The sequence below is a fragment of the Pseudomonas sp. EB271-G4-1 genome (assembly GCF_058791355.1).
In genome coordinates this window covers 1-21113 of record NZ_JBYTEO010000091.1, presented here as the reverse complement: position 1 = coordinate 21113, position 21113 = coordinate 1, and the positions used below count along the sequence as shown (strand labels likewise).

At 61.3% G+C, this 21113-nt stretch carries 16 protein-coding genes, 1 tRNA gene and 1 pseudogene; 7 read left to right on the top strand and 11 right to left on the bottom strand.

The window, feature by feature from the left end; translation table 11 throughout:
- Positions 1 to 188 precede the first annotated feature (188 nt).
- Positions 189 to 1406: a DUF3422 domain-containing protein gene (locus AC3WWR_RS28565; protein WP_020801041.1), complete on the bottom strand. Its 1218-nt coding sequence runs from the start codon at positions 1404 to 1406 to the stop codon at positions 189 to 191.
- 377 nt (positions 1407 to 1783) lie between these two features.
- On the opposite strand from AC3WWR_RS28565, the gene AC3WWR_RS28560 reads away from it, so the two are divergent.
- From AC3WWR_RS28560 to AC3WWR_RS28550, 3 genes are all read left to right on the top strand, one after another.
- On the top strand, positions 1784 to 3358 hold the full coding sequence (locus AC3WWR_RS28560; RefSeq protein WP_492599261.1) for a sensor domain-containing diguanylate cyclase: 1575 nt from the start codon (positions 1784 to 1786) through the stop codon (positions 3356 to 3358).
- Positions 3359 to 3502: 144 nt separating this feature from the next.
- Positions 3503 to 3946: a hypothetical protein gene (locus tag AC3WWR_RS28555; protein WP_492599260.1), complete on the top strand. Its 444-nt coding sequence runs from the start codon at positions 3503 to 3505 to the stop codon at positions 3944 to 3946.
- Between the two features lie 170 nt (positions 3947 to 4116).
- A complete protein-coding gene (locus AC3WWR_RS28550) occupies positions 4117 to 4701 on the top strand; it encodes a hypothetical protein (RefSeq protein WP_033044244.1) in 585 nt (194 codons plus the stop codon).
- Between the two features lie 59 nt (positions 4702 to 4760).
- Here the strand turns inward: AC3WWR_RS28550 and AC3WWR_RS28545 are convergent, their stop codons facing one another.
- The 8 genes from AC3WWR_RS28545 to fdnG all read right to left on the bottom strand — a co-directional run bounded on the left by AC3WWR_RS28545 (position 4761) and on the right by fdnG (position 15394).
- Positions 4761 to 5849, bottom strand: a complete 1089-nt coding sequence (locus AC3WWR_RS28545; RefSeq protein WP_033044243.1) for an AI-2E family transporter — start codon at positions 5847 to 5849, stop codon at positions 4761 to 4763.
- Between the two features lie 469 nt (positions 5850 to 6318).
- Positions 6319 to 6414: transfer RNA gene (locus AC3WWR_RS28540), tRNA-Sec, on the bottom strand.
- Between the two features lie 17 nt (positions 6415 to 6431).
- Positions 6432 to 8339 carry a selenocysteine-specific translation elongation factor gene (gene selB, locus AC3WWR_RS28535; protein ID WP_489325048.1) on the bottom strand — a complete coding sequence of 636 codons (1908 nt, stop codon included), beginning with the start codon at positions 8337 to 8339 and terminating at the stop codon, positions 6432 to 6434.
- Positions 8336 to 9766, bottom strand: a complete 1431-nt coding sequence (gene selA, locus AC3WWR_RS28530) for an L-seryl-tRNA(Sec) selenium transferase (protein ID WP_492599259.1) — start codon at positions 9764 to 9766, stop codon at positions 8336 to 8338. Before selA ends, selB begins: the two co-directional genes overlap by 4 nt.
- A 45-nt stretch (positions 9767 to 9811) precedes the next feature.
- Entirely contained in the window at positions 9812 to 10738 is a 927-nt protein-coding gene (gene fdhE, locus AC3WWR_RS28525; protein ID WP_020799206.1) for a formate dehydrogenase accessory protein FdhE, read from the bottom strand.
- A gap of 4 nt (positions 10739 to 10742) precedes the next feature.
- Complete coding sequence (locus tag AC3WWR_RS28520) at positions 10743 to 11396, bottom strand: formate dehydrogenase subunit gamma (RefSeq protein ID WP_020799205.1); 654 nt, start codon at positions 11394 to 11396, stop codon at positions 10743 to 10745.
- Positions 11393 to 12328, bottom strand: coding sequence for a formate dehydrogenase subunit beta (gene fdxH, locus AC3WWR_RS28515; RefSeq protein ID WP_020799204.1), 936 nt, complete (start codon positions 12326 to 12328; stop codon positions 11393 to 11395). Before fdxH ends, AC3WWR_RS28520 begins: the two co-directional genes overlap by 4 nt.
- Positions 12329 to 15394, bottom strand: coding sequence for a formate dehydrogenase-N subunit alpha (gene fdnG, locus AC3WWR_RS28510; protein ID WP_492599258.1), 3066 nt, complete (start codon positions 15392 to 15394; stop codon positions 12329 to 12331).
- 220 nt (positions 15395 to 15614) lie between these two features.
- On the opposite strand from fdnG, the gene AC3WWR_RS28505 reads away from it, so the two are divergent.
- On the top strand, positions 15615 to 16769 hold the full coding sequence (locus AC3WWR_RS28505; protein WP_492599257.1) for a MalY/PatB family protein: 1155 nt from the start codon (positions 15615 to 15617) through the stop codon (positions 16767 to 16769).
- A gap of 86 nt (positions 16770 to 16855) precedes the next feature.
- Positions 16856 to 16951: pseudogene (locus AC3WWR_RS28500) on the top strand (iron uptake system protein EfeO); the annotation flags it as partial.
- Positions 16952 to 17082: 131 nt separating this feature from the next.
- Here the strand turns inward: AC3WWR_RS28500 and pssA are convergent.
- Positions 17083 to 18426 carry a CDP-diacylglycerol--serine O-phosphatidyltransferase gene (pssA, locus tag AC3WWR_RS28495; protein ID WP_020799199.1) on the bottom strand — a complete coding sequence of 448 codons (1344 nt, stop codon included), beginning with the start codon at positions 18424 to 18426 and terminating at the stop codon, positions 17083 to 17085.
- Positions 18427 to 18629: 203 nt separating this feature from the next.
- Between pssA and AC3WWR_RS28490 the strand changes: the two genes are divergently transcribed.
- Both AC3WWR_RS28490 and AC3WWR_RS28485 read left to right on the top strand, forming a co-directional pair.
- Positions 18630 to 19193, top strand: coding sequence for a TetR/AcrR family transcriptional regulator (locus AC3WWR_RS28490; protein WP_020799198.1), 564 nt, complete (start codon positions 18630 to 18632; stop codon positions 19191 to 19193).
- A gap of 56 nt (positions 19194 to 19249) precedes the next feature.
- Positions 19250 to 19726 (top strand): nuclear transport factor 2 family protein, encoded by a 477-nt coding sequence (locus AC3WWR_RS28485; protein WP_492599256.1) that lies wholly within the window; start codon positions 19250 to 19252, stop codon positions 19724 to 19726.
- A gap of 124 nt (positions 19727 to 19850) precedes the next feature.
- Here the strand turns inward: AC3WWR_RS28485 and sfnG are convergent, their stop codons facing one another.
- On the bottom strand, positions 19851 to 20945 hold the full coding sequence (sfnG, locus tag AC3WWR_RS28480) for a dimethylsulfone monooxygenase SfnG (RefSeq protein ID WP_033045419.1): 1095 nt from the start codon (positions 20943 to 20945) through the stop codon (positions 19851 to 19853).
- Positions 20946 to 21113: the final 168 nt, after the last annotated feature.

Genomic DNA, 21113 nt, shown 5'->3' with positions numbered 1-21113 from the left:
TATGTACACCTGAAAGACAATTATCGCCTACCAGTACGCCTTCGCCGGCATGCTTCGGGGCATCTGATACCCCGCGGCGCTCTCAGGTTTTTCGCGAGCATGCTCGCTCCTACAGTAAGGGCGAAACCTTAGTGGCCGTTGCCGCGCAAATGGATATACATTGAAAACCGAGCATACGCGTCGTTGCCTCAATGCTCTTTGACTTTTCTGATATGCAGGATGATCCAGACAAGAATCCCGATCGCAAGGGGCGCCATGGCCAACATGGCCTCGCGTGGGGTCAGCGCCACGCCGAGCAGGTGCAGTCCCGAGTAACCCAGCTTGAGCAGGCTCAGCAGGTAGTAGCTGATAGCAATGATCGAAAGACCCTCCACTGCTCGCTGGATCTTGATCTGGGCATCGGCGCGGGCGTTCAGGCTGCTGAGAATTGCCGAGTTCTGCTCTTCCATTTCCACCTGGACCCTTGCCTGCAAGAGGTCGCCCAGATTGGCCACGCTTTCGGCCAGATGCTCCAGTCGCTGCTCGGTAGCCGTGCAATACCTGACGGTGGGCTTGAAGCGGCGCTCGATAAATACGCCAAGGCGCTGGCAATCACCTACATGACTTTCTCGCAGTTCACCCAGGCGTTCGAACACCAATTGCGCATAGGCCTGGGTGGCACTGAAGCGGTGGCGCGTTTTCGCCGTCGTGCTGACCACCTGGGCAGAAAGGTTGGAGATATCCGCCAGCAGGGCTTTGGCATGACTGCCGGCAGGGTCTGCGTTGCGTTCTGAGAGGGTGACCAAGGTCTTGTCGAACACATCGAGCTGGGCACTCAAGTCCTTGGCCATGGTCAAGGACAACGAGGCCATCATCCGGTAAGTCTCGATTTCCAGGAGGCGGCGGATCATCCGTCCCTGGCGGTAGGCATTCAGGCGCCGGTTGATGAATAACAAGTGGTTACTGCCATCCTCGCTGATCCGGAAATCACTCCAGACCACCGCATCGCCTCCCCCCACACAGGAACCGCAAGGGTCCTTGAAACCGTAGCGCGAGAGCTCCAGCTGCGCTTCACCACGCACAACGATCTGTACCGAATTGATCAGGGTCGGCAAATGCACCTGGATTTTCCGCGCCAGTGCGTCGGGCAGCGCCGTCCAGGACAAATCATCGCTGGAGGACGTGACCACCAGGGTCAAGGTGAAAAACTCGGTATGGCGCTCCCACTTCAGCGCGTGGCCATCAAGCTGGGTAATGCCTTGGGCAGCCTTGAGATCGAGGGAGGCAGGGCAGCAGTCTTGAAGAAAGGTATTGCACACCTGCTCGCTGCCGAGGAAAGCCAGGTGAAACACATGGGCCGGCTCATCGAAATACAGTGACGGGCGTGCGTGCAGTTCGTTGTGCAGGCTTTGTCGTAACGGGTGCATAGGGTGTGGCCATCTTGGAGTTGTTTTTGGCGTCTGCGATAAATGCCCGGGCTTACAGGGCGTTTTCGACTGCTATTGTCAGTGGGACAGGTCGACGCCCGCGAGAGTCACCGATTTTCACGCGCTCTGTGCAAGCGGGTTGCGGAACGCAAGTGCTCACCATGGGGTCTTTTGTACTAGACACGCTGGTGTCGCAACTCCTTGAGAGACAGAGGTGGTCTTCATGAACAATATTATCTACATCGTTGGTGCCGTCGTGATCGTCCTGGTGATCCTGTCATTTGTCGGTCTTGTCTAGTCCAGGCTGCCCTCTGGCGAGCCTGGGCAGCTGAAGAGGGTGAGCGGCGTGTGCAGGTTGCACGCAAAAGGAGATGTTGATGCCCGGACGCAAGCAGCCATCGCCCATGGTTGATGAAGACGCCGCAAAAAACGTGCGCGGTGGCACTGTCTTCCGACTTACCGTGAGCTTCATGCTGGTGGTGGTCCTGGCGTTCCTCGCTGTCGAGGGTTGGCGAATGTGGCGCGATTACCGGTCAGCCTTCGATTCTGCCCGCGATTCGGTGACGAACCTGGCGCGCGCTACTGCGCAGCACGCCGAAGATGCCATTCGGCAAGTGGATGTACTGACCGGCACCCTCGGTGAACGGGTGGAAGGCGACGGACTACAGAACATCAACGTCCCGCGCATTCATAAGCTGTTGGTCCAGCAATCGAAAATCATGCCGCAACTGCACGGCCTGTTCATCTACGGCGCGGACGGCCAATGGATCGTCACCGACAAGGAGACCACGCCGGAACCCGTCAACAACGCCGACCGCGATTATTTCCAGTATCACCGCACGCACGAGGATAAAAACGTGCGAATCGGTGAGGTGGTGAAGAGCAGATCCACCAACGATCTAATCATCCCCATCTCTCGTCGCTTGAACAATCTGGATGGAAGCTTCGCCGGCGTGCTCCTTGGAACGATCAAGGTCAGCTACTTCGTCGACTACTACGGCGACTTCAAGATCGATGACAAGGGTGCATTGGTGCTGGCCATGCGCAACGGGACCATCCTGGTACGGCGTCCCTTCATTGCATCCGTGGTGGGTAAGAGCCTGGCGGACAGTGAGATTTTCAAGCGTTATCTCCCCAATGCCAGCCAAGGCATCGCCGAAGTCAAGGCCGTCGTGGACGACACCGAACGCCTGTACGGCTACCGCGCATTGACCACCTATCCCCTGGTGGTGGAAGCCGGACTTTCCCGTGACTCCATCATCGCGCCCTGGCGCCGTGATCTACTGAAAACCGGGTGGGTGCTGGTGGTTCTGATCGGGGTGCTCGCGGTGTTCGGACTCATCGTCTTGAGTCAGTTGCGCCAGAGAATGGTGACGGAAAGAAAATTGCGCCGCGCACACCAAGCCATGCGCGACATGGCGCTGACCGACAGCCTGACGGGCCTGGGCAATCGCAGACGCCTGGATACAGCGCTGCCCGAGCAGATTCGCCTGGCTGCGCGCCAAGGGTCCACGCTTTCATTGATCATGCTCGATGTCGATTACTTCAAGCGCTACAACGACAGCTATGGGCACGCTGCCGGTGATGATTGCCTGGGCGCCGTAGGGACGGCGATCCAGCAGGCGGTCAAGCGACCGGGGGATCTGGCCGTCAGATACGGTGGAGAGGAGTTCACGGTGCTGCTTCCCAACACCGATGGCGCTGGCGCTGGCGCTGCACAGGTTGCCGAAGAAATTCTGCAAGCCATTCGAGCACTGGACATCGAGCATTGTGCGCATCCCCTGGGAAAGGTCACGGCCAGCGCGGGTATCACCACTGCCAGCCCGAGTTTCGAAAGCGTGACGCCGGCCAGCTTGATCAAAGCCGCTGATGCCCTGCTCTATGTGGCAAAACATCAAGGACGAAATCGTTGGTGCTGCGCCAACGAGCCAAGCGCAAGTCATCCACTGTAAGCACCCGCTTTGTGTTCAAAATCCTGTCCAATGAATTGGAGCGACCTTGAGTCCCACCCAGTCTGCTACGCTTTTCATTCTCCGGATGGATTCGGGCAATCATTGCCATAAGGCTGTTTCGCCGGCCACTCGAGGGGATGGAATGTGAAAGTCCAATTACTGGGGGTCGCTGCAACGATCATCGTCATCGGTACCACTGTCTATGGACTTAACAACTGGAAAGCGCAGCAGAATCAGCGCCAGGAAGCGGTATGTGCGTTAGCGCGCCAGCACCTCAAGGATCTGGAAGTACAGGCTCGGGCCCTGGCCGCCGGGTTGTCGGTCGAGGCCTATGCCGAGGCCGAAAAAGCCGAGGCTGGCAAACTGGTTTCGGCGCTGGATACTGCAAAGAACGAAGCCGAGGTTGACGCGGTGATCGATCAGCATTCTGCCGCCATCGAAGCGCAGATCCATGCTGAAGACGCGGAGGTCAAGTCTCGGGGTGAGCAGAAGTTCCTCGGTCAGGAACGCAAGGAACAGCGCATCACCACCGACATGAAACAGGAAATCCAACGGGCCGAGAAGGCCGTCGCCGATGACTGTCAATAGTCTGGCCCGTGCATTTCCCTAAACCTGCCAGGGCAAAATCTTGCAGTGCAGATTTTTTAAATGCGCATGCTTCTCAAAGTGACTAACGCGTTCTAGACTCCACTAATTGCAGGTTTATTCAAGCTCCGCGTCCCTGACATAACGCCAATAAAAACCAGGAAGATACAGCCTTGAAAACTTCAACTATCGGCGTTGTGGGGAGTCTGCTGGTCTCGGGCGCGGTTTCGGCTACAGGGATTGCTCCTATCCTCGATCTGGATTTCACCAGAACGGCCATTGAAACCCTGAAAAAGCATGGGATCGACGACGCGTGCATCATTGCCGCCCCACACCCGGGAACGTTCACTTACTGCCGGGAAGGCTCTTCGACACTTTGGCAGTACCAGACCCTGGACCTGGTTCAACAGGCCAGGCTGCTCAATGAAGGAGCACGGGCTTCGACCGAACATGGGCAAATCACTGTCGTGCAGGTCGATAGCGCTGCCTGCGATGTAGAACACCCGGTAGCGAAAGGTGAAACCACAACCTTTTCCGCCCTGGTCCTCAGCCTGGCAAGCCTGTTCCTGTTGATCGGTTTTCGCTATACCTATCTGGCAATCATGCAGGGACGCTATCAGCCCATGGCCTATTCGGATCCTCGCCTGCAGCGCTTGATCAGCCCCCTGACAGCGCACCCCTCGACCATCAAGGCACTGAGGTCCTTCGGGATCGCCGCCGCGTTGGCCCTGGTCTACTGCTGCTATCTCGGGTTCTGAACCAGGAACCCGCCAACGATCTGGCCGGTCCCTGAACGGTCGATCCCATGAATGATCCGCTACAGCCTTTCCTCTACCACCGGCGGCTCTTGCACCCACTGCCAGAACAGCTGGTAACCGACCGCCAGCACCACCGGGCCGATGAACAAGCCAAGGATACCGCCGGTGACCATTCCGCCCAGGGCTCCGATCAATATCACCGGCATCGGCACGTCGACACCGCGCCCCAGCAACAAGGGCTTGAGCACGTTGTCCACCAGGCCCGCGACGAAGACGTAGATGGCAAAGACGATGGTCGCGGTGCTTGCCCCTTCGGTGGCGAAAACATAGGCAATGACGGGGACTGTCACCAGCGTTGCCGGCAACTGCATGATGCCCAGCAGAAACACCGCCAATGCCAGCAGCCCGGCACCTGGAACGCCCTTGAAGACAAATCCTAACCCCACCAGCAGCATCTGGATGAACGCGATACCAACCACTCCAAGCGCTACGGCGCGGATGGTTGCGGTACACAAGGTCGCTATCTGGGGGCCTCTTACCGGTCCGCTGATTCGCGAGGCGATCTGTACCGATGCGCGGCTACCCGCTTCGCCGTAGGCCATGAAGATCCCGGCAATGATCAGCGCGAAGATAAACATCAGAAAACCCATGCCGACGCCGGCCAGCTTGCCCAGCAACGACAGGCTGAAATCTTTGATTTGCGGTATGTATTTCGCCGTCAGGCCAGGCAAGTCAGTGGCCGCCTGCAGCCACAGCGCCGACAAAGGTTTGCCCACCAGTGGCCATGTGGCGACGGAATCGGCCGGAGGCGGAATGCGGATGCCTTCATCGCGGACCACGGTCATGGCGTTTTCGACCGAATCGGCAATCGAGGTGCCCAACAGGTAGATCGGCACCATGAGAATGACGATGGCCACCAGCACGATCAGCGTCGCAATGCGCCCGTCTTTTCGCCCCAGCGGACCCCGAAGCCGCTCTTGCAACGGGTAAAGCGTGATCGCCAGGATGATCGACCACAGCATCAGGTCGCGAAACGGACGGAAAATTTCGAAGCAGAACAGCACCAGTACGACAATCAGTCCGGCGCGGATCAAGGTATCGAGTAACCCGCGGGACAAGGCCTTCTCTGACAGCGGCATGGGTACCATGGATGTCTCCTGGCTAGTATTCGGTTAGCCCAGCATAGACGCTGATTTCAAGGTTCGAAGGGTCAATGCGTTTCCGTGTAGGCGCCAGGCTTGCCGGCGAAGAACGATAACGCGGTGCAACAGATGTGATCGCTCCCATGCGCCGCAAAGGAATGCCGCCAGGGACGCTCTGCGACAACGCAGGACGTGAGCCGTGCGCAATGGTGACGCGGAGCGTCACAGGATGCATTCCCACGCGGAGCGTGGGAACGATCAGGTACGCAGCACCGCTGGCTACTGTACCGATGTTGGATCATTCCCACGCTCTGCGTGGGAATGCCGCCAGGGACGCTCTGCGTTCCGCAGACGACGCAGGACGTGAGCCGTGCGCACTGGTGACGCGGAGCGTCACAGGATGCATTCCCACGCGGAGCGTGGGAATGATCAGATACGCAGCACCGCTGGCTCCTGCACCTATGTTCAAGGAAAATGGCGGAAGGTAGCCGGAGTCGAACCTGCCCGGGAACGGATGCCGTCCCCAACCGGGTTTGAAGCCCGGCCGCGCCACCGGGCGCGATTACCTTCCTTTAAAAGAACCCCGGATCAATCTTTCGGCCTGCGCGCCAGGGCATTATCCGGGCGGATCTGGCGTCGATCGCCCACGCGGCGGGTCAGGCCGAGTCGGTCGAAGTACTCAAGGATCTGGATACTGCGCTTGCGTCCCAGGCCCACCGCATCACGAAAGGCCGATACCTCGATGACCGGGTTGTCGTCGGCCAGTTGCAACAGCATAGCCGCCAGGCGACGGATCATCGTGTCGGTGTAGAACAGATCACGCACCACCGGATGCAACAGGCCCAGGCGCGCCATTTTGCGCAGCAGTGCGCGCACCGTGGCTTCGTCGTATCCCAGATCGCGCACCCACGGTGGGTCGAACCCGGCGGTATCGAACCGCGGCTGCAATTGCAGCCACAAGTCTTGCTCCTCATCGCTCAGGCGTACCTCATGCCCCGGCAGGTGCAGCCACGGCCCACTGGCCGCGATGCGTCCGGCGGCCAGCAATTGCTCAAGCAGGCTGATGAATACCGGGCGATCCAGGGCGCTGCCGGCGAATCGGCGCAGACGATCGCGATCCGGGCCCATGTGGTCCGGTTCCTGTTCATGGAAGCGCGCCAGGTGTTGCTGCAATTCATCCTGCAAGGCCTGCCACCGGCTGGCGCTGAACAAGACCGGCGCCTGGCGGGTTTCAATCAGGCGTATGTCGCCGGGCAGCAACCAGGTAGCGCGCGGGCGGTTGAACTGGCGTTCAAGCTGTTGCGGATCGAGCCCGCTGTCGCTATTGGCGAGTAACGCTGGCAGTACGTCTTCCAGGCGAGTGCTTGCGGCCAATGCCGTCAGTTGCGCCAATCGCTCGGGGCTGCGGCGGTGGCGGGTTGGCGCGAAGGGATCGAGAACCCTGCCGCCGCCGAGGGTGCGCTGAGCGCTCTGGTCACGCAGGATCAACCGGTCGCCCAGCACCGCTTGCACCGGCGCATTGACCAGCAGTTGCGCGAACATCCGTTGCCCCGGCGCCAGGCTGTCACCCTCCAGCAAGGCCACCCGCCCGGTGACGTCCCGTGTCCCCAGGTGCACGTGCACCGCTTCAAAGTGTTCGAAGGCGCGCGGTTCAGCGGGTAACAGCTGCAGGTCGATGTCCAGGCGCTGGGTCGGTGCGTGCAGCCACGGCGCCGACAACCACTGGCCGCGGTGGATTTGTGACAACGCCAGGCGCTCGGCACTCAAGTTCAAGGCGACCCGCTGCCCGGCGACCGCCACGTTGGCCGCCTGATTCTGCGCGTGCAGGCCGCGAACCCGCACGGTTTTGCCAAGGGGGCCGAGCACCAGGGAGTCGCCCACCGTGACCTGGCCGGACAGCGCCGTGCCGGTCACCACGATGCCCGCACCGGGGACACTGAACGCGCGATCGATGGCCAGGCGAAAACCGCCGTCCTGACTGCGCTGCAGCACTTCGGACTGGGCCTTGAGCAACGCTTGGCGCAGGGTCTGCACCCCCTCCAGGGTCACGCTCGACAACGCAATCAACTGCGCCTCGGCGTACGGGCCGGGCGCCAGCAACGTTGCAATCTGCTCGCGCACAGCCTGCACCCTGGACGGCTCGACCCGGTCGCATTTGGTGATCGCCACAATGGCACGGGGAATACCCAGTAATTCGACGATGGCCAGGTGTTCCCGGGTCTGCGGCATCACACCGTCGTCGGCGGCCACCACCAGCAGCACCAGGTCGATGCCGTGTGCACCGGCGAGCATGTTATGGGTGAAGCGCTCATGCCCCGGCACATCGATAAAACCGGTCAGGGCCGCACCGGGCTCCAGTGCGGCGTAAAGATAGCCCAGGTCGATGGTCATGCCGCGTTCGCGCTCCTCGCGGCGGCGATCACCGGCCTGCCCGGTCAGTGCCTCGAGCAATGCCGTCTTGCCGTGGTCGATGTGCCCCGCCGTGCCGACGATCACCCTGCCCGGCCCTCCACCTGCAGTTGCTCAAGCTGCGCCAGCCACGCCGGTTCGTCATCCAGTTGGCGCACGTCGAGCCACAGCGCGTCGTCATCGATACGCCCCAGCACCGGTATCGGCAAGGCTCGAAGGGCCTGTTCCAGATTCAATAGCGCGCGCCCGCGCTGACGTTTGGAAGTATTGGCACGCAGGCATAGCGCGGCACTCGGCAAGCGTGCCACCGGCTGGCTGCCACTGCCGATCATTCCCAGCGCCGGCACCGCGCTGACGCTCCAGCCCGCGCCCAACCGCGTGGCCAGCGACGGTTGCAGGCGCTCGGCCTGGGCCAGGATGTCGGGTTGCGCACGGGTTAGCAGGCGCAGGCTGGGCAGTCGCTCGGCCAGGCGGTCCGGGTCGCGGTACAGGCCCAACACCGCTTCGAGGGCGGCCAGGGTCAGCTTGTCGACCCGCAGCGCCCGTTTCAGCGGGTTCTTCTTGATCCGTGCAATCAGGTCCTTGCGGCCGACAATCAACCCGGCCTGGGGACCGCCGAGTAATTTGTCGCCGCTGAACGTGACGATGTCCGCGCCATCAAGCAGGGCCTGGCGCACCGTCGGTTCGGCCGGCAAGCCCCAGCGGGTCAGGTCCAGCAGGCTGCCGCTGCCAAGGTCTTCAAGCAGTGGCAAGCCATGTTGATGGGCCAGGCGCGCCAGCTCGACGGTCGGCACCCGGGTGGTGAACCCCTCGATGCTGTAGTTGCTCGCATGTACCCGCATGATCAAGCCGCTACGCACGCCGATCGCGGCTTCATAGTCGCGGGCATGGGTGCGGTTGGTGGTGCCGACCTCAACCAGTTTGACCCCCGCGCGCGCCATGATGTCGGGGATGCGAAAGGCGCCGCCGATTTCGATCAACTCGCCCCTGGAGATGATGCCTTCCTTGCGCGCACCCAGGCTGTTGAGGGTGAGCAGCACCGCGGCGGCATTGTTGTTGACCACGGTCACCGCTTCGGCACCGGTCAGTTCGCGAATCAGGCCCTCGATCAGATCGTCGCGGTCGCCGCGTTTGCCGCTGTGCAGGTCGAACTCCAGGTTCAACGGATAGCGCGCGGCCATTTGCACGGCGTCGATCGCTTCCTGCGGCAACAAGGCGCGCCCCAGATTGGTGTGCAGGACCGTCCCGGTGAGGTTGAACACCCGACGCACGTGACTGCGATGCTGGCTGGCCAGACGCTCGCCCGCCCTGCCCGCCAGTACTTGCGGGGTGAGTTCGACCGCGTCGAGTTGCCCCGCCAGGACCGGTTGGCGCAAGTCATCGAGCAACTGGCGCAAGCTTGCGAGCAAGGCCTCGCGCCCATAACGTTCGGCCAAGGGATGGCAGGCCGGGTGGCGCAGCAGGCTATCGATGGAAGGCAGTCGCAAGGCTTGGCTGGTGGATCTGGCAGACATCAGGCACTCCGGCAAACGTTGACCGCCTGAGTGTAGACGTTCGCTTCAATCGCCCCCGGGTGCCAGCAGCAGGTTGGGCGCAGGGCGCGCAAAACCCTCCTCTTCCAGGCGCATGTCGAGCATCAGGCTGCTCAGGTCCGCGGACAGCGCTTCGCCCTCGGCGTCGCATTCCAGGTACAGCTGCTTCAGATAACTGCGACAACCGGGGCAGGTTTCGGCGCGTAACGGTGCCTTGTCCGCGGCGTGACGGTCGGTGTCGAGGCTGACGTATTGCAAGCCTTTGCTCTGCTCGCAATAGACGCACTTGACCCGCACTACATGCCATTCACAGGCACACAGTGAGCACACCAGATAGCGCAAGCCGTTGTACTTGCCGCGATGGCGGATCACCCCAGCCATGGCCGGTGAGCCGCACGCCGGGCACTGGTTAAGACTGTTGCCGGGTTTCAAGGCGAGGTCGGGGGTACTCAGCAGCCAATGGCTCCACGCGACTTGCAACGCAGCCCCCAGAAATGGCACCAGCGCCGCCGGCAGCAAGGTGAACTGTCCGCTGACCAAGGCTATCGCCCACGCCTTGCGCTGCCCGACGTTGGCCTCACGCAAGGTTGCCACGGCGTTTTCCACCGCCGGTTGCGCCGGTGGCTGATAGCGCTGCAACAGCGCTTGCAGGTACGCCAGCCACGCATCCTCGCGCACCAGGCTGTCGGCGGCAAACGGTGGCAGGCCGTGATCCAGGCACTGCCTGACGCGTTGCGGGTCCGGCTGTGCCGCCTCGGGGGGATCGTCCATCAGACGTTGCTGCACGTTGCACAACCCCGCCACCAGACGCAGGTAATCGGCCAATGGATGACCGTCGGCAAGGCGCTCCAGGCGCGACGCACGCAAGGCAAACAGGTTCGGCGGTGGCAGGTGCAGAAACGGCGGCGATGTCGCCGCCGCTTCAATCTGTCCCGGCTCCAGGATCGTGGCCAAGTGGTTATCCTTTTCTGTTCAGCGGCGGATCGGGACGCTCATCCCGGGTCACTTCACGGTACCAGAGCTCATGGTGTTTCTTCGCCCAGGCGCGACTGACCCAACCATGCAGCATGGCGCTGACCGATCCCTTGATCCAGATGCCGGCGTAGATGTGCACGATGATGCTCAGGATCAGCACGAAACCGGCCAACGCGTGCAACAGCATTGCCCAGCGAATGCTGGTGATGCCGAAATAGGCGCTGAAGTAGGCGCGCCAGATCACCAGCCCGCTGAACAACAGCACCAGCATGCACAGCAGTAAAGTCCAGAACAGCAGCTTTTGCCCGGGATTGTATTTGCCGATGGCAGGCACGCCCTCCTCTTCATTTTTCATCACCCGGTCGATGCGCCGCAGCCACAATCGATCATTGGCGATAAAGATATTGGCGCGCCAGAAACTCAGGACCAAGCCGAAGAAGAACACGAACATCAGCACGCCCATGAACGGATGCAGGATACGCGTCCACGGCCCGCCGCCGAACAGATTGCTCAACCAGAACAGCGCCGGATGGAACAGCGCCAGGCCCGATAACCCGGCCATCAGGAACAGAATCGCCACCAGCCAGTGGTTGGTGCGCTGGTTGCTGGTGTAGCGCAGGATCTGTTTGCGGATCATGGCCTGTCCTCCCGCTTCGGATCATAGGTATGCACCGATGGATCGACTTCATGCACCGCAGGATCGCTCGACGGCGGCCGTTCATCTTCCTCGACCACCTGTGGCCCGACGCGCACGTAATGGAAGAACCCGGCCAGCACCGCCGCGCCCATGGCCAGCAGCGCCAGGGGCTTGCTGACGCCCTTCCACAGGCTCACCAACGGGCTGATGACCGGATCGCTCGGCAGTCCGGCGTACAGCCTGGGGGTGTCGGCGTGGTGCAGCACATACATCACGTGCGTGCCGCCAACGCCCGCGGGGTCGTACAGGCCGGCGTTGTCGAAGCCACGACTCTTGAGGTCGACGATGCGCTCGGCGGCATGTTCCTTCATGTCCTGCTTGGAGCCGAACACGATGGCGCCGGTCGGACAGGTTTTCACACAGGCCGGTTCCAGCCCCACCGCCACCCGATCCGAGCACAAGGTGCATTTGTAGGCTTTGTGGTCCTTCTGCGAAATGCGCGGAATGTTGAACGGACAACCGGTGATGCAGTAGCCACAGCCGATGCAGTGATCCTGATTGAAGTCGACGATGCCGTTGGCGTGCTTGATGATCGCTCCGGGACTGGGGCAAGCCGCCAGGCAACCGGGTTCGGCGCAATGCATGCAGCCGTCCTTGCGGATCAGCCATTCCAGGTTGCCGGCGTCGGTTTCGTGCTCGGTGAAACGCATCAGGGTCCAGGTTTCTGCTGTCAGGTCCTGCGGGTTGTCGTAGGTGCCGAGGTTGTGGCCGACCTCGTCGCGCAGCTCGTTCCATTCCGAGCAGGCGACCTGGCAGGCCTTGCAGCCAATGCACTTGGTGGTGTCGATCAGCTTGGCGACTTCCTCCTGATTGCGTACCGATGGCGGTACGGTGGTAGTGGCCGAGCGGGCAATGATGTCTTGGCTGGCCATTTAGACTTTCTCCACGTTGACCAGGAATGACTTGGATTCCGGGGTCTGGGTGTTGCCATCGCCGAGGAACGGCACCAGGGTGTTGGTCAGGTAGCCGTGGCGCGTGAGCCCGGTGAATCCCCAGTGCAAAGGGATACCGATCTGGTGCACGATCTGATTGTTGACCTGCAACGGACGAATCCGCTTGGTCACCACCGCCACCGCCTCGATGAAGCCTCGCTTGCTGCTGACCCGCACACGGTCGCCGGCGACGATGCCGAGTTCCCTGGCCAGCACTTCGCCGATTTCGACGAACTGTTCGGGCTGGGTAATGGCGTTGAGCTTGCAGTGCTTGCTCCAGAAGTGGAAATGCTCGGTCAGCCGGTAGCTGGTGGCGGCGTAGGGGTAATCCTTGGCCACACCCAGCGTGTCCCATACCGAATCGAAGATCCGCGCCGCCGGATTGCTGGTGGCTTTCTTGTTTTGCGGGTGCAGTGGGTTGATGCCGATCGGTGTCTCGAATGGCTCGTAGTGCTCGGGGAATGGCCCTTCGTTCATCTTGTCGACGGCGAAGAACCGCGCCACGCCTTCGGGGTTCATGATGAACGGGTTCATCCCCGCCTCTGGCGCCACGTCAGCCTTGTAGTCCGGTACATCGGTGCCGGCCCAGGCCTTGCCGTTCCACCACACCAGGCGCTTTTTATCGTCCCAGGGTTTGCCTTGCAGGTCGGCCGAGGCGCGGTTGTAGAGAATCCGCCGGTTTGCCGGCCAGGCCCAGGCCCAACCCTGGTGCTGGTGCATGCCGTACGGGTCGTTGTTATCGCGGCGGGCCATCTGGTTGCCCGTTTCGGTCCAGCTGCCACAGAAAATCCAGCACCCGGACGCCGTACCACCGTCGTCCTTGAGCTGGCCAAACCCGGCCAGTTGCGCGTTGCCCTTGATAAGCGCCCCCGTGGCGTCGGTAAAGTCGGTGACGGCGTAACCGTTGATCTCCTTGGCCAGTTCTTCCGGTGACGGTTCGTCAGGAACCTTGTACGGCCACGACAGTTTCAGCAACGGGTCGGGATAGGCACCGCCTTCAGCCTGATAACGCTGGCGCAGGCGCAGGAACAGCTCGCTCATGATGCGAATGTCGGTGTAGGCCTCCCCAGGGCCGTCGGCGCCCTTCCAGTGCCATTGCAACCAGCGACTGCTATTGACCAGCGAGCCGTCTTCCTCGGCGAAACAGGTAGTGGGCAGGCGAATCACTTCGGTCTGGATCGCGGAGCTGTCCACGTCGTTATAGGGCCCGACCTTTTGCCAGAACTCCGAGGTTTCGGTGGCCAACGGGTCCATCACCACCAGCCATTTGAGCTTGGCCAGCGCGGCCATCACGCGGTTCTTGTCCGGCAACGCGGCAATGGGGTTGAAGCCCTGGCACATATAGCCGTTGACCTTGCCCTGGCCCATCAGGTCGAACACCTTGAGGATGTCGTAGTTGGGAATGTCCAGTTTCGGCAGATAATCAAAGGCCCAGTTGTTTTCCAGCGTGGCATTGGCCCCGTACCAGGCCTTCATCAGGCTGACGTGGAATTTACTGTAGTTCTGCCAATAGGACAGTTGACCCGGCCGTAACGGTTTTTGCGTGCGCTTGAGGATGTAGGCGGTGTAGTCCTGCTCGCCGTCGCCGGGCAGCGTGAGGTAGCCCGGCAGCGAGTTGGACAGCAGGCCCAGGTCGGTCAGCCCCTGGATATTGGAGTGCCCGCGCAAGGCATTCACCCCACCGCCCGGCATGCCGACGTTGCCCAGCAACAGTTGCACCATCGCCGCGCTGCGGATGATCTGCGCGCCAATCGAGTGCTGGGTCCAACCCAGTGCATAGAGGATGGTCATGGTCTTGCCCGGTTGCGAGCAAGTGGCGATTTCCTCCCAGATTTTCTGCATGGCATCGACCGGCATCCCGCAGATCTGGCTCGCCAGTTCGATGTTGTAGCGGCTGTAATGCTGCTTCATCAGTTGATAGACGCAGTGCGGGTCCTGCAGGGTCGGGTCAGTCTTGACGAAGCCGTCTTCGCCCAGCTCATAGCCCCAGCCGGTTTTGTCGGTGTACACACGCTTGGCCGCGTCGTAACCGCTGAAAATCCCGTCCTCGAAGCCGTACCCGGGTTTGACCAGGAACGACACGTCGGTGTAGTTGCGCACGTACTCGTGCTGGATCTTGTCCTCGGTCAGCAGGTAATTGATCAGCCCGCCCATGAAGGCGATGTCGGTGCCGGTGCGGATCGGCGCGTAATAATCGGCCACGGAGGCCGTGCGGGTGAATCGCGGGTCGACCACGATCAACCGAGCCTTGTTGTGCGCCTTGGCTTCGGTCACCCACTTGAAACCACAGGGGTGCGCCTCCGCTGCGTTGCCGCCCATTACCAGAACCAGATTCGCGTTGGCGATATCGGTCCAGTGGTTGGTCATGGCACCACGGCCGTACGTCGGGGCAAGACTTGCCACCGTCGGGCCGTGTCAGACACGCGCCTGGTTATCGAACCCCAGCATGCCGAGACTGCGAACCACCTTATGGGTGATGTAGCCCGCTTCGTTGGACGCCGCCGATGCCGCGAGGAAACCGGTGGTCAGCCAGCGGTTGACCGTCTGCCCCTGGGCGTTCTTCTCGATGAAGTTGGCGTCGCGGTCGGTCTTCATCAGGTCGGCGATGCGATCGAGCGCTTCCTCCCAGGAGATTCGCGTCCACTCGCTGCTGCCGGGTTTGCGCACCTGCGGATATTGCAGGCGGCCGGGACTGTGAATGAAGTCCAGCAGGCCTGCGCCTTTGGGGCACAGGGTGCCGCGGTTCACCGGATGGTCGGCGTCACCTTCGATGTGGATGATATTTTGCGCGACATTCTTGGCCGCATCGCCCTGGCTGTACATGATTACCCCGCAACCGACCGAGCAATACGGGCAGGTGTTGCGGGTTTCATGGGTGTGGGCAAGCTTGAAATGGCGCACCTGCTCGGCGAAAGCGGCAGTCGGGGCCATGCCCAACGCGCCCAGGCTCGAGCCTGCAAGGCCGATACCGGCGACCTTGAAGAACTGACGACGGCTGAGGTCCATCGTGCACTCCTTATCAGGTGGAAATCCGGTGCGTTGCCGGATTTTTCTGGACAATCACGGTGGCGGCAGTCTCGCTACCGACACCTGAAACTGTAGACAATGGGTAGGAGTCTTGTGTGAAAACCGACCGTCGGGCAACCATCGATATCCTTGCTCGCACCCACAGGGGCTAGGCGATTATCATGGTTGCCATTCCAACCCAGCGTTTACGAGACTGCGCATGACTTTCGATTTTGATCAGGTGTTCGACCGCCACGGCACTGGTAGCACCAAGTGGAGCCGTTACCCGGCCGATGTGCTGCCGATGTGGGTCGCCGACATGGATTTCGCCGCGCCGCCGATGATCATCCAGGCCCTGCAAAAGCGCCTGGAACACCCGTTGCTCGGCTACAGCGTGGCCAAGGACGATTTGCGCGAAGCCATCGTTGCCGATTTGTGGAACAAGTACGCCTGGCGCGTCGAGCCGCAAGAGCTGATCTTCCTGCCGGGCGTCGAGTCGGGCTTCAATATGGCGCTCAAGGCGCTGGTACAGCCGGCACAGAATGTAGTGGTGCAGGTTCCCAACTACCCGCCCCTGCGTCACGCAGCGGGTCATTGGGGCCTGAACAAGGTCGAGCTGGGCTTCGACCCGCAGCCCGACGGCACCTACGCCACGCCATTGGCGACCTTGAACGAATCCCTGGAAGGCGGCGGCGCGCTGCTCCTGAGCAACCCGCACAATCCGTTGGGCAAAGCCTTCGCCCGGGATGAACTGCAAGCCATTGCCGACATCTGCCTGGCCAACGAGGCCTGGATCATTTCTGACGAGATCCACGCCGAACTGTGCTTTGACGGTCGCCAACACCTGCCGATGGCGTCCCTGAGCCCCCAAATCGCCCAGCGCACCATCACGCTGATGTCGGCCAGCAAGGCCTACAACATCGCCGGCCTGAAAACCTCGTTCATGATCATCCAGGATCGCCACCTGCGCGAGAAGGTCAATCACGCCCGTTGCGGCATGGTCGACAGCGTCAATCCACTGGGCATGGAAGCCACCCGCGTCGCCTACAGCGAAGCCGCCCCCTGGCTGGCCGCGCTGAAGGACTACCTGCAGGGCAACCGCGATTACCTGGTCGACGCCGTGCGCAGCCGTTTACCGGGCATTACGATGAATGTGCCGCAAAGCACCTACCTGGCCTGGCTCGATTGCTCGGCTCTGGGGCTGGATAACCCGCAACAGTTCTTCCTCGAACAGGCCAAGGTCGGCTTGAGCCCAGGCCTGGATTTCGGCGATGGCTGCCAACAGTTCGTGCGCCTGAACTTCGGCTGCCCGCGGTCGATGCTGGAAGAAGGGATTGCTCGGATGGAGCGCAGTTTGCGGCATCGTAACGGCTGATCCCGATTTGCCCGCGAAAAACGATATCGCGGTGCAACAGACACGCTGCATCGCCTGGCTTGCCTGTAGGAGCCAGGCTTGCCGGCGAAGACGATCGCAAGGCGCTGGTCGGGCTGGTGAATATGCTGGCTGAAGATCTGTCGATGATGCGGGGCAAGCTTGGGTTGAATGGAGTGTTGTAGTGCCTGGACGGGCCTCTTCGCGAGCAGGCTCGCTCCCACAGTGATTGATGATGTACACATAATTTGTGTTCACATCGGACACTGTGGGAGCGAGCCTGCTCGCGATGGCGTCAGTGGTCGCGCTACAGCTTCTAAAGAATGCGGTAGAGCAACCGCTCGATGCGCACCCGGCTTACCCGCTTGAGAAACTTCGCCACCCCTGCCGGGTAATCCGGCAGGGTTTGCAGGTCCTGGTAGCGCTCGATGCGCCGGGTGTGCTCGAAGATCTGTGCAAGCTCGGTGCGGCGGGGTTCGAGCAATTCGTTTTGCGGATCATCGATCAGCAAGGCGTTTTCCAGATCGAGACGAAACGCCCGCGGATTTAGGTTGTTGCCGGTCAGCAAGGTGTAGCGCTGATCGACCCACATGCCCTTGAGGTGGTAGGTGTTGTCGCCGTCCTTCCACAAGTGCAGGTTCAACTGGCCGCTGTCGATGTTGCGCTGATGCCGCTTGGCAAAGCGGCGCAAGCTGATTTCGTAGAGATACGGCAGCGCCGAGATCACCTTGAACGGCTCGCTCGGCGGGATGTAGAAGTCGTTGGCGGTCTTGTCTCCGACCACGATGTCGATCTTCACACCCCTGGCCAGCGCCCGGTTGATTTCCCGGGTCACCGCCAAGGGCAGGTTGAAATATGGCGTGCAGATGGTCAGCTGCTGCCGGGCGCTGCCGATCAGCTCGCCAATCACCCGGCTCAACGGGTTGTTCTTGCCTACGCCCAGCAGCGGGCTGACCGACAGGCCATCTTTGTCCGTGGTGCCCTGGGTCGTGTCGTAGGCCGCGTGCTTGAGACGGCTGCGCAGGTCGCCGATGTCGTTGCGCAGGCTGCGGGTGGTCGGCAGGTTTGGCAGGTCCAGGCGATGCACCGCCTTTGAAGCCACCAGGCCGTGCTGTACCAGGTGATGCATCGAGTCGGCCAGCGCGCGATTGTGCAGCAGGTGGTAACGGTCGTACCGGTACTTGTCGAACTTGTGCAGGTAGACGTTGTTCAGGCTCGCACCGCTGTAGATCACGCAGTCATCGATGACAAAACCCTTCAAGTGCAACACGCCAAACAGCTCGCGGGTCTGCACGGGCACGCCGTACACCGGCACCACGCTTTGGTGGGTGCGGGTCATTTCCTGATACCAGGCCGAGTTGCCCGGCTGCTTGCCGGCACCGATCAGCCCGCGCTGGGCGCGCAGCCAGTCAACGACCACCGCCACTTCCAGTTCCGGCCGTGCCAGCTTGGCCGCGTGCAAGGCGTCGAGAATTTCCTGGCCGGCCTCGTCCTGTTGCAGGTACAGCGCAACGATATAGATGCGCTGGGTGGCGCTGGCGATTTTTTCCAGCAGGCAACGGCGGAACTCGGCGGCGCCAGAGAGGATGGTGACGGCATCGGCGGTCAGCGGGAAACTGCGCAGTTTGGGCAGCAGGGGGCGTTTGAAAAGCGACGGCATAGGGCTCGCAATGGGTCGAATCCGAAGAACCCGAGAGCTTACACCATCGTTCGGTTCGGGTCTTGCGATGAGGCTCATACCCTATAAAAGATCGCAGCCTGCGGCAGCTCCTACAGAGATCGGTGTAGGCGCTGCCGAAGGCTGCGATCTTTTGATCTCAAGAACAGGTTGACCAAGGAGAACGATCGTTCTACTGTAGTCACATGAACAAGATAACCAGCAACGACACACGCGACATCATTCTGGATGTCACCGAAAAGTTGATCTACAAAAGTGGCATTGCCGCCACGGGCATGGATCTCCTGGTGAAAACCGCCGGCGTCTCCAGAAAAAGTATCTATCGCTACTTCGCCAACAAGGAGGAGCTGACCGTCGCCGCCCTGCAACGCCGGGATGAACGCTGGATGCAGTGGTACAGAAGCGAAGTCGGACAGGCCCAAACGCCAGCCGAACGCCTGCTCAACCTGTTCACCGTACTCACGTCCTGGTTCGCCAGCGAAGGCTTTCGCGGCTGCGCATTCATCAACACCAGCGGTGAAACCGGCGATCCGCGAGACCCGGTTCGCCTGGTCGCCAGGGACCACAAACAGAAGCTGCTCGACTACGTGTGCGAGCTGTGTACCGAATATGGCGCTGAAGATCCGCAGACGCTGGCCAAGCAACTGCTGATCCTGATCGACGGCGCCATTACCGTCGCACTTGTCATGGGTGACTACAGGGCTGCCGATAATGCGCAATGCATGGCGCGGAAGTTATTGGGCCTGTAATAACTTGATCAAGACCGACAACTTGCTTGAACTTTAATTTAATAGGGAGACATGAAATGTCTAACGCCGAAGTTCGTCCGCCATTGCCGCCGTTCACCCGTGATTCAGCCATTGAAAAAGTTCGCCTGGCTGAAGATGGCTGGAACTCCCGCGACCCGGAACGCGTTTCGCTGGCCTACACCCTGGACACGAAATGGCGAAACCGCGCCGAGTTCGCCTACAACCGTGAAGAAGCCAAGGGCTTTCTGACGCGCAAATGGGCCAAGGAACTGGATTATCGCCTGATTAAGGAGCTCTGGGCGTTTACCGATAACCGCATCGCCGTGCGTTACGCCTATGAATGGCACGACGATTCGGGCAACTGGTTCCGCTCCTATGGCAACGAAAACTGGGAGTTCAACGAAGACGGCCTGATGGCGCGGCGCTTCGCCTGCATCAACGACATGCCGATCAAGGAAAGCGAGCGCAAGTTCCACTGGCCGCTGGGGCGTCGTCCTGACGACCATCCGAGCCTGTCGGACCTCGGCCTGTAACCCGGCACTGATCGTTCCCACGCTCTGCGTGGGAATGCAGCCCGGGACGCTCCGCGTCCCTGAAGCGGACGCGGAGCGTCCGGTGAGGCGTTCCCACGCAGAGCGTGGGAACGATCAGTCGTGTTCAGGCGACGGCTGTTTGCGGCTTCACCAGCCCCTTGGCCTCCAACTCACGCACCAGCGGCAACACCCGCTTGCCGAAGTATTCGACTTCGTCCTGAAAGTGCAGGAACCCCGCCAGTACCAGGTCTACACCCACCGCTTTCAATGCGACGATGCGCTCGGCGATCTGTTGCGGCGTACCGATGAGGTTGGTCTTGAAGCCGTCGTTGTACTGCACCAGGTCCTCGAACGTCGACTTGGCCCAATTGCCTTCACCTTCGGGTGATGCCCTGCCCGCCTGTTTCGCCGCATCACCAAAGGCATTCACTGCCTGCGGATCGGCCTGGTCGATGATCTGCGCCAGCACCGCTCGCGCCTCTTCTTCGGTATCGCGGGCGATGACAAAGGCGTTTACGCCAACCTTCACCGAGTGATTGTTCGCCGCGGCCTTGGCGCGAATGTCGTCGACCTGGGCCTTGATGCCTTCCGGGGTATTGCCGTTGGTGAAGTACCAGTCCGACACCCGCGCTGCCATGTCCCGCGCCGCACGGGAACTGCCGCCCTGGAAGATCTCCGGCCGGCCCAGTGGCTTGGGCTTGAGGCTGTAGTTGTCAAAACGATAGAAATCGCCGCGAAAGGTGAAGTTGTCCTCGGTCCATACGCCTTTGAGCGAGCGAATGAATTCTTCGGAACGGCGATAGCGTTCGTCGTGCTCCAGCCAATGCTCGCCAATGGCCTGGAATTCGCCCTTGAACCATCCGCTGACGATATTGACCGCCACCCGGCCGTTGGTCAGTTGATCGATGGTCGCCAGTTGCTTGGCCGCCAGTGCCGGTTGCCATGGCCCCGGCAGGATCGCGGCGATGACTTTCAGTTTGTGGGTGGCGGCCAGCAATGCATGGCTGAAGGCGACGGACTCATGCTGGTATTCGGCGCCGTAACCGGCAGTGAAGCGAATCTGCGTGAGCGCATATTCGAACCCCGCCTCTTCGGCCAGTTGTGCCAGTTTGCGGTTGTAGTCGATGCCCCAGTGGGTCCGTTGCTCGATCTTGCTGACCACCAGCCCTCCGCTGACGTTCGGTACCCAGTAGGCGAATTTGACGGCTTGCTGACTCATTGGCGTGTCCTCGGGACATTGGGAATGTCCCAGGGGTAGAGCAGCAAGCGTGCCAGTGCCTGCCACGACTTCCCTGAACCGAACGAGATCCCCTTGTGGGGGGGGGGGGGGGGGGGGGGGGGGGGGGGGGGGGGGGGGGGGGGGGGGGGGGGGGGGGGGGGGGGGGGG